The sequence below is a fragment of the Aeromicrobium sp. Leaf272 genome, from assembly GCF_001422865.1.
In the GTDB taxonomy this organism is placed as follows: domain Bacteria; phylum Actinomycetota; class Actinomycetes; order Propionibacteriales; family Nocardioidaceae; genus Aeromicrobium.
In genome coordinates this window covers 578,844-590,685 of the sequence record NZ_LMMY01000013.1, presented here as the reverse complement: position 1 = coordinate 590,685, position 11,842 = coordinate 578,844, and the positions used below count along the sequence as shown (strand labels likewise).

The window sequence follows — 11,842 nt, the reverse complement described above, 5'->3', positions numbered from 1 at the left end:
GCACCCTTCCTAGGGTGCCCTCACGGGGTGAGCTCACACCAGGCTCAGGGCGGCGCCGACCTCGACCCGGGCGGCCTCGCCGTAGGCTCCCTCGAGTCGTCCGAGGAACGCCTCGCGGGTCAGGCGGTACTCCTGCGTGCCGGTCGTCTCGACGACGCTCGCGGCGATGGTGCAGCCGATCTGGGCGCACCGCTCGAGGGTCAGGCCCGCGGCCACACCGGCGAGGAACCCGGCGCGGAAGCTGTCGCCCACACCGGTCGGGTCGACCGACGTCACGCCCGGGATGGCCGCGACCTCGACGGCCGGGCCCTCGGACGGGTACACCGTGACGCCGTCCTTGCCGCGCGTGACGACGCGGGTGCCGACGCGCGCCTGCACGTCGTCGGCCGACCAGCCGGTCTTGCTCTGGATGAGGGCGTCCTCGTAGTCGTTGCTGAACAGGTAGGCGGCACCGTCGACGAGGTCACGGATCAGGTCGCCGCCGGCCCAGGCGAGCTGCTGCGAGGGGTCCGCGGCGAACGGGATGCCGAGCGACCGGGCCGTCTCGGTGTGGCGCTGCATGCCGGCCGGGTCGTCCGGTCCGATGAGCAGCAGGTCGATCGGACGCTCGCGGTGGATCTCCCCCACGTCGATGCGCCGCGCCTCGGCCATGGCACCGGGGTAGAACGTGACGATCTGCGCGTGGGCGTCGTCCGTCGTGATGGTGCACAGGGCCGTGTGGGCCGTGGGCGAGACGTGGACGAGGGAGCAGTCGACGCCCGCGTCCTCGAGCCAGGTGCGGTAGCCCTGCTCCACGAAGTCGGTGCCGACCGAGGCCACGAGCGTCGGTCGGTGGCCGAGTGCGGCCAGGGCGAAGGAGATGTTCGCCGCACACCCTCCTCGGCGGATGTCGAGGTCCTCGACGAGGAAGGAGACGGACAGCTTGTCCAGCTGGTCGGGGACCAGGGAGTCCGAGAACCTTCCCGTGAAGACCTGCAGGTGGTCGGTGGCCACGGAACCGGCGATCGCGAGATGCACCCGACGAGACTAGACGACGGCCCCCTGCGTGCGCAGGAGGCCGTCGTGTGAGGAGGTCGTGCGTGACCTCGGGCGTCGCCGCTCGTGGGCGACCCCTCGAAAGGTCAGTGGAACGAGTCGCCGCAGGCGCAGGAACCGGTGGCCATCGGGTTGTCGATGGTGAAGCCCTGCTTCTCGATCGTGTCGACGAAGTCGATGGTGGCTCCGCCCAGGTAGGGCAGGCTCATGCGGTCGACGACGACGTTGACGCCGTCGAAGTCGCGGACCTCGTCGCCGTCGAGCGTGCGCTCGTCGAAGAAGAGCTGGTAGCGCAGGCCGGAGCAGCCACCGGGCTGCACGGCGATCCGCAGGGCGAGGTCGTCGCGACCCTCCTGCGCGAGCAGGCTCCGGACCTTGTCGGCGGCGTTGGCGGACAACGTCACGCCCTCGGCGGGCGCGGTGACGCCGTCGGTGGCGGTGGTGGCCGTGTCGGGGGTCGTGCTGCTGTCGACGCTCATGTCATCTCCGTCGGTCTCGGGTGGTCTCCCTGGTGCAAACCAGGAGGAGGCCGGTTCTGTTCCATCGTACGTGCTCGACCTGGGCGCGATCACCACGTGCTCCGCCGCGGGCTCACCTGGACCAGGTGCGGGCGACCCGCTCGGCCACCTCGCTCAGCGAGCCGGCCGGATCGGCGAAGGCACGCTCCTCCCCCACGACGTCGAGCACCGCGTACGCCGACTCCACGCCCATGGCGCGCATCTCGCGCGCGCCCACCGTGACCTGGCCGGCGATCGCCACGCACGGACGGGCATGGCGTGCTGCCACCTGCGCCACGCCGTGCACGACCTTGCCGCTGCGCGACGTGTGGTCGTAGGCACCCTCCCCCGAGACCACCAGGTCGGCCGCGGCGCACGCGGCGTCCAGACCCACGGCGTCGGCCACGACCGCGACACCGGGCCGGCGCTCCGCGCCCAGGAGGAGGAGCGCGAGCCCGAGGCCGCCCGCAGCGCCGGCACCCGGCGAGTCCGCGACCCGCCGTTCCGCCGGGGTCGAGCCGCAGGCCGCCTCGACGAACCGGTCGAGCAGTCCGTCGACCTCGACCACGTCGGCGTCGGAGAGGCCCTTCTGCGGCCCGAAGGTCTTGGTCGCACCGAACATCCCGAGCAGGGGCACGTCGACGTCGCTCGCCGCCACGAGGCGCACCTGGCCGACTGCCGCGCGAGCCGGCTCGAGGTCGACCCGTGTGATGCCGCCGAGCCCGTCGGGCCCGGCGTCGAGCGGGCGGTCGGCCACCGCTCCGAGCGCGCCCAGCAGTCCGGCGCCCCCGTCGTTGGTGGCGCTGCCGCCCAGACCCACGACCACCGACTCGACGCCGAGCTCCACGGCGGCCGCGATCGCCTGACCCACGCCCCACGTGCTCGCCGACCTCGCCGACGGCGGTCCGAGCTGGAGCCCGCAGGCCTGTGCCGACTCCAGGTACGCGACGTCGTCGACGACGAGGACCGTCATCGGGACGTCGACCCCGGTCGACCCGGTCACCGTCACGACGTGGAGGTGACCGCCGAGGGCGTCGTGGAGCGCGTCGACGAAGCCGGGGCCACCGTCGGCCATGGGCAGCCGCACGATCTCGTCGTGGGGCGCCGCACGGGCCCAGCCGCGCGCGATCGCCCTGGCCGCCTCGGGGGCGCCCAGCGTCCCGGCGAACTTGTCCGGCGCCACGAGCACCCGCACGGTCGTCAGGCCAGTCGTTGCTCGGTGGCCGCGAGGAGCACGCACGTGGCGAGTCCCTCCATGGCCGTCCGCAGCTCCTCGATGGGCGGGAACGACGGCGCGATGCGGATGTTGCGGTCGCGCGGGTCCTTGCCATACGGGAACGAGGCACCGGCCGGGGTGAGGGCGATGCCGGCCTCCTTGGCCAGCTGCACGACCCTCGTCGCGCAGCCGTCCGGGACGTCGAGGCTCACGAAGTAGCCGCCCTTGGGCTCGGTCCACGTGGCCACGTCGTGTCCGCCGAGTCGCTCGGACAGGACCTCGAGCACCACCGCGAACTTCGGGGCGAGGATCTCGCGGTGCCGGTCCATGAGCGCGTGCACGCCGTCGACGTCGACGAGGTGCCGCAGGTGGCGCAGCTGGTTGACCTTGTCGGGACCGATCGTCCGCTTGCCGATGAGTCCCGTGTACCAGGCGACGTTCTCCGGCGACGAGGCGAAGAAGCTGACCCCGGACCCGGCGAAGGTGATCTTGGAGGTCGACGCGAGCACGAAGGGACGGTCCGGGTGCCCGGAGGCGGCGCACAGGCCGACGATGTCGGCGGTCTTGGTGCGCTCCTCGGTCAGGTGGTGCACGGCGTACGCGTTGTCCCAGAAGATGCGGAAGTCGGGTGCGGCGGTCTCGAGGGCGGCCAGCTCGGCGGCCTTCGCCTCGCTGACGACCGCACCCGTGGGGTTGGCGTACGTGGGGACGATCCAGATCCCCTTGACGGCCGGGTCGGTGACGGCCTCGCGCACGGCGGCCATGTCGGGGCCGTCGTCGTGCATCTCGATGGTGCGCATGGTGATGCCGTACTGCTCGCAGATCGCGAAGTGCCGGTCGTAGCCGGGCGCGGGGCAGAGGAAGACGACCTCGTCCTCCTGCGACCACGGACGCGTCGAGCCGACCGTGCCCTTGAGCATGGCGAGCACCACCAGGTCGTGCATGATCGCCAGGCTCGCGTTGTCGCCCGCGACCACCTGGTCGACCGGCACGTGCAGCAGCTCGGCGAAGATCCCGCGCAGGTCGGCGTTGCCCACGATGCCGCCGTAGTTGCGGGTGTCGGTGCCCGCGCCGTCCTTGTAGTCCTGGCCCGGGAGGTCGAGCAGGGCGTTCGACAGGTCGAGCTGGGCCGCGGACGGCTTGCCGCGCGTGATGTCGAGGGCGAGACCGGCTGCCTTGAGGCGTTCGTAGGCGGCCGTCTGCTCGTCGTGGAGGGCGCTGATCTCTGCGGTCGAGAGGGTGTCGAGGCTCACGGTCCCAACCTACCCAAGACCGGCCGACCCGGACGCCCCAGCCGCAGTGCGCGCCCGAGTGCCCTAGACGGACAGGCCCGGCGCACCCCACAGCGCGAGCCACCGCTCGAGCTTCGGCTCGACCGGGACGTCACCCTCGACGAGCGCGCGGACCTGGATCTCGACCGGGTTGTCCCGACGCTGGCCGGCGACCGGCGCGAACGGGTAGAAGGTGCCCTGCTTGAACAGGTAGACCAGCGCCAGCGCTCCGCCGGAAGGTGCCGTGAACAGGACCGTGGAGCACAGGAGCTGGGGTCCGTACCCGGCGTCGGCGAGCGAGGAGTTCGCCGCGTGAAGATCGGTGACCAGGCCGGTGAGGTCGCCCGGCGACCGGGTCACCTGCATCCAGCGGAAGCCTCGCCCGTCGTCGCTCAGCTCGACCGCCGCCGAGGCGTCGGTCCCGATGACCTGCTGCACCTCGGCCACGACCTGGTCGTCGCTCACGCCATCGACGTCGCGGAAGCACACGGCTCCGGCGCCCGTGGCCGTGAAGCCGGCAGCCTGCAGCGACAACCCCGCCTGGGGCACGCCGAACAGCACGTCGAGGTCGGCCTCCGGCGGCTTGGAGCGCCCGAGGATCCCGTCGAGCCAGCCCATCAGATCGGGCCCATCAGATCGGGCCCATCAGATCGGATCCGAGAGCTCGGCGCCGACCTTGGCCAGCTGCGCCAGGCGCTGCTCCAGCGGCGGGTGGGTGGCCATGAGGGCACCGGCCGACGCGCGGCTGATGGCCGGCGCGAAGAAGAACGCGCTCAGGGCCTGGGAGTCGCGCAGGTCCTTGTTGGGGATGCGGCTCATGTCGCCCGAGATCTTGGTGAGGGCCGACGCCAGCTTCGAGGGACGCCCCGTGAGGTACGCGCCGCTGCGGTCCGCGCTGAGCTCGCGGTACCGCGACAGCGCCCGGGTCAGCAGGAAGCTGATGAAGTACACCACCATGCTCACGAGGAACACGGCGATGAAGGGCAGGTTGTTGCCGTTGCGGTTGCTGCCGCCCCGGCCGAAGTACAGGCCCCAGCGGGTGATGAATCCGGCCAGCAGCCCGAGCGACGAGGCGACCGTCATGACCGAGACGTCGCGGTTGGCCACGTGGGCCAGCTCGTGCGCGAGCACGCCCTCGAGCTCGTCGGCGTCGAGGCGCTGCATGATGCCGGTCGTGACGCACACCGCGGAGTGGCTGGGCGTGCGGCCGGTCGCGAAGGCGTTCGGCATGTCGGTGACCGCGACGGCCACCGTCGGCTTGGGCATGTCGGCCATGACGCACAGCCGGTCGATCATGGCGTGCAGCTCGGGGGCCTGCTCCGGGGTCACGACCTTCGCGCCCATGGACCGCAGGGCGAGCTTGTCGGAGAAGTACCACTGGCCCCAGGCCATGGCGATCACGATGACGAGCCCGACGACCGCACTGCCGGAGAAGTTGATCAGGATCGCGCCGAAGGCGACGTAGAGGGCGCCGAGCCCGAGGCTCACCCCGAACATCCGTCGGGAGAGCCCCGCGTCAGGCCTGAATCTGGTGCGGGCCACGGCCATCCTCCCCTGACTCGGTGTCCGTGGAGGACGGGTCGATCCCGAGCTCGCGGTCGAAGCGGCGCGCCTCGAGGTCGGCGGTGTCCTCGCCCGGCCGCGCGACGACCCCGTCGGCGACGAGCTCGTCCACGGCGTCGGCCTTGGCCTCGAGCTCTCGGGTGTGCCGCTCGGCCGCCTCCATCTGCTGGTTGACGGTGCTGAGCGAGGAGGTGATGCCGGAGTCGGCGCTGGTCAGCTGCGAACGGGCCTCTGCCGCGGACTGGCGGGCCGTGAGCGTGTCCTTGCGGAGCCGGAAGTCCTCGATGTTCTGCTCGAGGCGGGTCGCCGCGTCGGTGATCGTGGCCTCCTCCTTCTGGAGGGCGGCGTGCCGCTCGCGCAGGTCCGCCAGGGCCTCCTCGAGCCCGACCTTGCGCCCGAGTGCCGCGCGGGCCGCGTCGTCGTCACCCCGGGCGACGGCCTCGCGCGCCTGCCCCTCGAAGGTGCTGGACTGCTGCTCGAGCTGGCGGAGCCGCACCTCGACGCGCTTGCGGCTCGTGGTGACGTCCGCGACGCCGCGACGCACGCGCTGCAGGTGGGCCAGCTGACCGCGGTAGGTGTCGTCGAGCGAGCTGCGCAACGCGTCGCCGTCGAGCTCCTGGTGCGACCGCGACCGCCAGATGTCGCGAATCCTGCGTCCGATCCCCATGGCGCCAGAGTACGGGCACCGTGCACGACCGGGGCTGCACGACCGACGGACGCCGCAGCGGAGCATCTGGGTCCCAGGGCCCTGGGCGCCCGGGTACCCGTCTCGCTTCCATGGAGCCATGCAGACAGTGCGACCACGACGCTTCGAGCGGGGCCAAGGCTCGCTCGAGCTCGTGGGCGTCATCGTCCTCGCCGCGATCCTGGTCGGCGGGATCGTCTGGACCATCACGGCGAACAGCGAGCCCATCAGGGCCACCGTCAGCACCAAGATCTGCGAGATCACCGGCGGCAGCGACTGCGGCGAGGTGCCGGAGCCCACCGCGCCCCTGCCCGGCGACTCGACGGTGCCGACCTATCTCGACCCCTCGCTCACACCGCAGGAGCAGGCCGAGGCCGGCGAGTACGTCGCCCTCGGCGACTCCTTCTCCTCCGGGGAGGGCGGCTCGGAGTACGACCCCGACACCGACGAGAACTATGCCTCCGAGGCCGAGGACTACTACGAGAACCTCGACGAGGACGGCAACCCCCAGCCGCAGCTCTACTGCCACCAGTACGGCTGCGTCGAGGTCCCGGTCACCCAGACCGAGGCGCCGTACAACAACATGTGTCACCGGTCCGAGGGCGCGTACTCCCAGCAGATCAACGACACGTTCGACTTCGCCGGCGGCTACACCTTCGCGGCTTGCTCCGGTGCCGTCACCGAGGACTTCACCGAGCCCAACAGCGACAACGACGACGAACCGGCGCAGCTGGACAACCTCGACGAGGACACCAGCCTGGTCACCTTCACCATCGGTGGCAACGACGCGAAGTTCGCGAACACGCTCGAGCAGTGCATCAAGGACGGGATGAACCCGTTCCACAGCTGCTTCGACAACCAGTCCGAGCGCGACGAGGCCGACGAGAACATCGCCCAGGCCATCGAGAACATGCGCGAGCTGCTGCCGCAGATCCGAGAGCAGGCCCCGAACGCGAGGATCCTGGTGCTCGGCTACCCGCGCTTCTTCCCCGAGGACCCGGGCAGCGCGTGGAGCGACGGGACGCAGATCGACACCGATGACATCCTGGCCATCAACGACCTGGTCGAGGACATGGACGGCCAGATCGAGGACCTCGTGAACGAGCTCAACGAGGAGAACCCCGGTGCCTTCCAGTACGTCGACATGTACGACGCCTTCAACGGGTGCGAGATCGGCACCTCCAACGCCTGCATGAACAACATCGAGGTCCGCATCGCCGACGGCAAGCCCGACAAGAACGGCAGCTACCACCCCAACGACCGAGGACACGAGGAGATGGCCGCCATCCTCGAGGAGGCGATCCGCAATGGTCCGTGACCCGTTCACCCGCGTCGCGTCGCTGCTCGCCGTCACCCTCCTGGTGACGGTGAGCGGCTGCACGGGCGGCGACGAGCCCGCCGCGCCCGAGCGCACGTCCGCCGACCAGCGCGCCGACCTCACGATCCTGCCGGAGGACGGGCTGCCGAAGGGCTGGGTCCGCGTGCCGGCCAGCGAGCGCATCTCGGGCAACCCCGGCAAGCCCCGCTACTGCGGCGTCCCCGCGGAGCCCGCAGACGTCAAGGAGGGTCGCGTCTCCTACTACGAGCAGGAGGGGCTGCCGCGCTCCGTGCTCGAGTACGGGATGGTCGCGGACGAGCAGGCCGCCACCGACACCCTCGACGCTCTCGTGGCGGTCCGGACCACGTGCGAGGAGGAGGGGTTCACGACCGAGCCCGTCCCCGAGGACGAGCTCGACGGGCTCGGCGACCAGCAGGTGGGCTGGGACTACGACGACGGCGCCGGCAACCGGTTCCGCGTGGTCGTGTTCCGGCGCGCCGAGGTCGTCGTGGTCCTCGTCGCGACGGGTGACACGTCGGTCCCGACGCAGGAGCAGGCGACCATCGCGCGCGACGTGGACGACCGCCTGCAGGGGTGAGGATGGCGAGGTCCTCCTGTGTAGGGTGACGCCGTGACGCAGGACAACGCCGCCCCGGACGACCGCCAGAGCAACAACGCCAAGGGCCGCGCGACTCCCAGTCGCAAGGAGGCCGAGGCCGCCCGCAAGAAGGCCATGAAGACGCCCCTGACGCGCAAGGAGCAGATGCGTCGAGAGCGCGACGCCCGCGCGCAGCTGCGCCAGCGGCAGCAGGAGGCGCTCCGGGCCGGCAAGGGCTCCGACCTGCCGCCCCGTGACCGTGGCCCGGTCCGCGCCTTCGCCCGGGACTTCGTCGACCGCCGTCGCAACGTCGCCGAGTACCTGCTCCCGATCCTGCTGCTCGTGCTGGTGCTGAGCTTCATCAACCAGCCCTGGGCCCAGCTCGTCGTCTTCTACGCGTGGGCGGTCATGCTGCTGCTCACCATCCTCGACGAGGTCGTCATGGTCCGTGGGCTCAAGCGCGGACTGCGTGAACGCTTCCCCGACACCCCCACGAAGGGTGCCGTCGGCTACGCGGTGCTGCGCAGCACCCAGCTGCGTCGCTTCCGGCTGCCGGCCGTCTCCATCGATCGCGGCTCCCCGCTGCGCGACCGCTACTAGACGACCAGGTCGCGCGGCCGCCGCGACGCGGTCAGGACGGCACGACGCTGAAGCTCCACGTGACGCCGAAGCGGTCGGTGAGCATGCCGAACCCTGCGCTCCAGGCCGAGGCCGCGAGCGGCTCGACGACGACGCCCTGCACCGCGAGGTCGTCCCAGTAGCCCTGGAGCTCCTCGAGGGTGTCCGACCCGACCGAGACGAACACCGCCTGGTCGGTGAGCGTCGTGTGGTTCTCCCGGCGGGTGGTGCCTCCGCCGACGAGCATGCCCTCGGTCCGGCCGGGGACGTCGTAGCCCATCACGCGGAACCCGTTGTCGGCCGACACCAGGCCGAAGAGGACCGCACCCGCCCCGGGCGCGTCGGCCGGCATGCCGGCGTCGGCGTAGGTGGTGATGGCGAGGTGGCCGCCGAACACGGACTGGTAGAGCTCGAGCGCCGCGCGGGCGTCGCCGCGGAAGTTCAGGTGGGTGACGGTCTGGATGGTCATGTCTTCTCCTTCGGTGGTGGCCGGCCGCGTCGGCCGGTGGACCCACCGTGACACCCGTTCAGGCCAGCTTCTGTCCTGAACTCCACGTAATCTCGACCCTGTGACCACCACCGCCAGGCTCCTGCGTCTGCTGTCGCTGCTCCAGGCACGGCGGGACTGGCCGGGTCCCCTCCTCGCCTCGCGGCTGGAGGTCAGCGACCGCACGGTGCGCCGCGACGTCGAGAGACTCCGTGAGATGGGCTACACCATCCAGGCCGCCACGGGCCCGGACGGCGGCTACCGGCTCGCTGCCGGTTCCGAGCTGCCCCCGTTGCTCTTCGACGACGACCAGACCGTCGCGGTGGCCGTCGCGCTGCAGACCGCACCGGCCTCCGGCGTCGGCATCGAGGAGGCCGCGGTCCGCGCCCTCGTCACGATCCGTCAGGTGATGCCCGCGCGGCTGCGGCACCGCCTGGACGCGCTGCAGGTGACCACGATCCGATCCCGGGGCACGGCACGCCCGAGCGTGGCGGTCGACGTCCTCGTCACCCTCGCCAACGCGATACGGGATCGCGAGGTCCTCCGCTTCGACTACGTCGCGAGAGGAGCACCGGACGCGGGTGACGACGTCCCTGCAGCGCGACGTGTCGAGCCGCACCACCTGGTCAGCTCCTCCGGACGGTGGTACCTCGTCGGGTGGGACCTCGACCGCGAGGACTGGCGGATCTTCAGCGCCGACCGCGTCGGCCCGCGCACGCCGACCGGGCCGCGGTTCCGGCCACGGTCCGTGCCGGGCGGCGACGTGCAGGCGTTCGTGTCGGCACGGTTCAAGGGGTCGGACCTGGACGAGTGGCCCTGCCGCGGCACGGTCGTGCTGCACCGGCCGGCGCACGAGGTACGCCCCTTCGTGGACGACGGGGTGCTCGTCGCACTCGACGACCACCGCTGCAGCATCGAGACCGGCTCCTGGTCCTGGGGCGCGCTGGCCGCCTGGTTCGGGAGGTTCGAGTCCGCGATGGACGTCGTCGGTCCGCCGGAGCTGGTCTCGGCCTTCGCCCTCCTCGCGGAGCGCTACGACCGGGCCGGCGGCGCGTCCGCGCACCCGTGAAGCGGCCGGGTCACGCGTCGCGCACCTCGAGCGGCGGGCGGCGGACGGCTATGCGCTGTGCAGCGACATCGGTCCGTAGACCTCGGTGTCGCCGTCGAGCAGACGGACCTGGTCGACGCCCTGGTCGATCAGCTCGGAGAACGTCTCCCCCACCCACGACTCCGCGTCACCGCGGCTGTCGAACTCCTCCGACCGGCCCTTGTCCTGCCCGTCGGCGGTCTCCAGCACCCAGCTCCAGCTCATCGCCGTCCTCCTCGTTCGGTCCAGCAGTCGGTCCGGTCATCGTCGCGCAGGCCACGGCCCGTGTCGCGTCGGAAGTCGTCAGGTCGAGGTCGTCACGAACGGCGGCTTGGTCACCGTGAAGCGCTCCGCACGCCGGCGGACCTCCACGACCACGTCGTCACCGTCGCCGACGGACCGGTCCAGGAGGGCCAGGCCGACACCCTGGCGCAGCGTCGGCGAGAAGGTGCCCGACGTGACCTCGCCGACCACGTCGCCGGGCTCGCCGTCGGGGCCGACGGACCGCACGACCATGCCGGGACGCGGGATGCCGCGTCCTGCGGCGACGAGGCCGCGCACCAGGGGAACGGTCTTCTCCTCGCGCTGGCGGGTCAGGGCGTCCTTGCCGGCGAACGTGGGCTTGTCCCAGCCGACCGCCCAGCCCGCGCGCGCCATGACCGGCGAGATCTCGAGGGACAGCTCGTGGCCGTGCAGCGGATACCCCATCTCGGTTCGGAGCGTGTCGCGGGCACCGAGGCCGCAGGGCCGCAGACCGTGCGGCGCGCCGGCCGCCAGGAGCGCCTCCCACACCGCGGGGGCGTCGTCGGCCCGGACCACGAGCTCGTAGCCCTTCTCGCCGGTGTAGCCGGTGCGGCACACGATGGCCTCGGCCCCACCCACGGGCGCCTCGACGAACGACATGTACGCGTGGTCGACGGGCACGCCGACCGCCTCGAGGACGGCCTCGCTCGACGGACCCTGCACCGCCAGCACGGCGAGCTCGCGGTGCCGGTCGACGACCTCGACCCCCTCCGGGGCCGACGCCTGCAGCTGCGCGACCACGGCGGCGGTGTTCGCGGCGTTCGGCACGAGGAAGACGTCGAACTCGCTGCGGACGTAGGCGATGAGGTCGTCGACCGTGCCACCGGTCTCGTCGCAGCAGAGCGTGTACTGCGCCTGTCCGGGGCCGATGCGCCGCAGGTCGTTGGTGAGGACGGCGTTCACGTGGTCGAGGGCGCCCGCCCCCCGCACGCTCGCCTTGCCCAGGTGGCTCACGTCGAACAGGCCCGCAGCCTCCCGCACGGCCGCGTGCTCGGCGAGCACCCCGCCGCCGGACTCCGAGGGATACTCCAGCGGCATCGTCCACCCGCCGAACTCGGCCATCTTGGCCCCCAGGGCCACGTGGTGGTCGTGCAGCGGCGAGCGGAGCAGGTCCATGCGACTCAACCTAGCGGCCTGCGTGATTACATGGGATCCATGGCCCCT

At 71.7% G+C, this 11,842-nt stretch carries 14 protein-coding genes; 4 read left to right on the top strand and 10 right to left on the bottom strand.

The annotated features are described in order from the left end of the window. Window positions 1-33 precede the first annotated feature (33 nt). The 7 genes from ASF38_RS12115 to ASF38_RS12085 all read right to left on the bottom strand — a co-directional run bounded on the left by ASF38_RS12115 (window position 34) and on the right by ASF38_RS12085 (window position 6,249). On the bottom strand, window positions 34-1,017 hold the full coding sequence (locus ASF38_RS12115; RefSeq protein WP_055965681.1) for a carbohydrate kinase family protein: 984 nt from the start codon (window positions 1,015-1,017) through the stop codon (window positions 34-36). 104 nt (window positions 1,018-1,121) lie between these two features. Then, on the bottom strand, window positions 1,122-1,514 hold the full coding sequence (locus ASF38_RS12110; protein WP_055965679.1) for an iron-sulfur cluster assembly accessory protein: 393 nt from the start codon (window positions 1,512-1,514) through the stop codon (window positions 1,122-1,124). A 112-nt stretch (window positions 1,515-1,626) separates the two neighbouring features. Then, window positions 1,627-2,727, bottom strand: a complete 1,101-nt coding sequence (locus ASF38_RS12105) for a glycerate kinase (protein WP_056576320.1) — start codon at window positions 2,725-2,727, stop codon at window positions 1,627-1,629. 5 nt (window positions 2,728-2,732) lie between these two features. Then, entirely contained in the window at window positions 2,733-4,001 is a 1,269-nt protein-coding gene (locus ASF38_RS12100; RefSeq protein WP_055965675.1) for an aminotransferase class I/II-fold pyridoxal phosphate-dependent enzyme, read from the bottom strand. Window positions 4,002-4,064: 63 nt separating this feature from the next. Continuing rightward, the gene (locus ASF38_RS12095) at window positions 4,065-4,637 is read right to left on the bottom strand and encodes a hypothetical protein (protein ID WP_055965673.1); all 573 of its coding nucleotides are present in this window, start codon (window positions 4,635-4,637) and stop codon (window positions 4,065-4,067) included. 27 nt (window positions 4,638-4,664) lie between these two features. Beyond that, window positions 4,665-5,561, bottom strand: a complete 897-nt coding sequence (gene htpX, locus ASF38_RS12090) for a zinc metalloprotease HtpX (protein ID WP_056576549.1) — start codon at window positions 5,559-5,561, stop codon at window positions 4,665-4,667. Continuing rightward, window positions 5,536-6,249: a PspA/IM30 family protein gene (locus tag ASF38_RS12085; RefSeq protein WP_055965671.1), complete on the bottom strand. Its 714-nt coding sequence runs from the start codon at window positions 6,247-6,249 to the stop codon at window positions 5,536-5,538. Before ASF38_RS12085 ends, htpX begins: the two co-directional genes overlap by 26 nt. A 118-nt stretch (window positions 6,250-6,367) precedes the next feature. Here ASF38_RS12085 and ASF38_RS12080 point away from each other — a divergent pair, with 118 nt between their 5' ends. Genes ASF38_RS12080 through ASF38_RS12070 form a run of 3 tightly spaced genes read left to right on the top strand, consistent with a single transcriptional unit; the run spans window position 6,368 to window position 8,783 of the window. Then, window positions 6,368-7,585 (top strand): SGNH/GDSL hydrolase family protein, encoded by a 1,218-nt coding sequence (locus ASF38_RS12080; RefSeq protein WP_162237355.1) that lies wholly within the window; start codon window positions 6,368-6,370, stop codon window positions 7,583-7,585. Continuing rightward, window positions 7,575-8,183 (top strand): hypothetical protein, encoded by a 609-nt coding sequence (locus ASF38_RS12075; protein ID WP_056555559.1) that lies wholly within the window; start codon window positions 7,575-7,577, stop codon window positions 8,181-8,183. The genes ASF38_RS12080 and ASF38_RS12075 overlap by 11 nt, the downstream gene beginning before the upstream one ends. Window positions 8,184-8,216: 33 nt before the next feature. Further along, the gene (locus tag ASF38_RS12070) at window positions 8,217-8,783 is read left to right on the top strand and encodes a DUF3043 domain-containing protein (protein ID WP_056576317.1); all 567 of its coding nucleotides are present in this window, start codon (window positions 8,217-8,219) and stop codon (window positions 8,781-8,783) included. A 31-nt stretch (window positions 8,784-8,814) separates the two neighbouring features. Here ASF38_RS12070 and ASF38_RS12065 read toward each other — a convergent pair whose 3' ends face one another. Beyond that, entirely contained in the window at window positions 8,815-9,270 is a 456-nt protein-coding gene (locus ASF38_RS12065; protein ID WP_056576314.1) for a VOC family protein, read from the bottom strand. Between the two features lie 100 nt (window positions 9,271-9,370). Here ASF38_RS12065 and ASF38_RS12060 point away from each other — a divergent pair, with 100 nt between their 5' ends. Beyond that, window positions 9,371-10,357, top strand: a complete 987-nt coding sequence (locus ASF38_RS12060) for a YafY family protein (protein WP_056576311.1) — start codon at window positions 9,371-9,373, stop codon at window positions 10,355-10,357. A gap of 48 nt (window positions 10,358-10,405) precedes the next feature. On the opposite strand, the gene ASF38_RS12055 is transcribed toward ASF38_RS12060, so the two are convergent. Together ASF38_RS12055 and gcvT are read right to left on the bottom strand one after the other, a co-directional pair. Next, entirely contained in the window at window positions 10,406-10,600 is a 195-nt protein-coding gene (locus ASF38_RS12055) for a hypothetical protein (protein ID WP_055965659.1), read from the bottom strand. A gap of 78 nt (window positions 10,601-10,678) precedes the next feature. Continuing rightward, window positions 10,679-11,794, bottom strand: coding sequence for a glycine cleavage system aminomethyltransferase GcvT (gcvT, locus tag ASF38_RS12050; protein WP_056555550.1), 1,116 nt, complete (start codon window positions 11,792-11,794; stop codon window positions 10,679-10,681). Window positions 11,795-11,842: the final 48 nt, after the last annotated feature.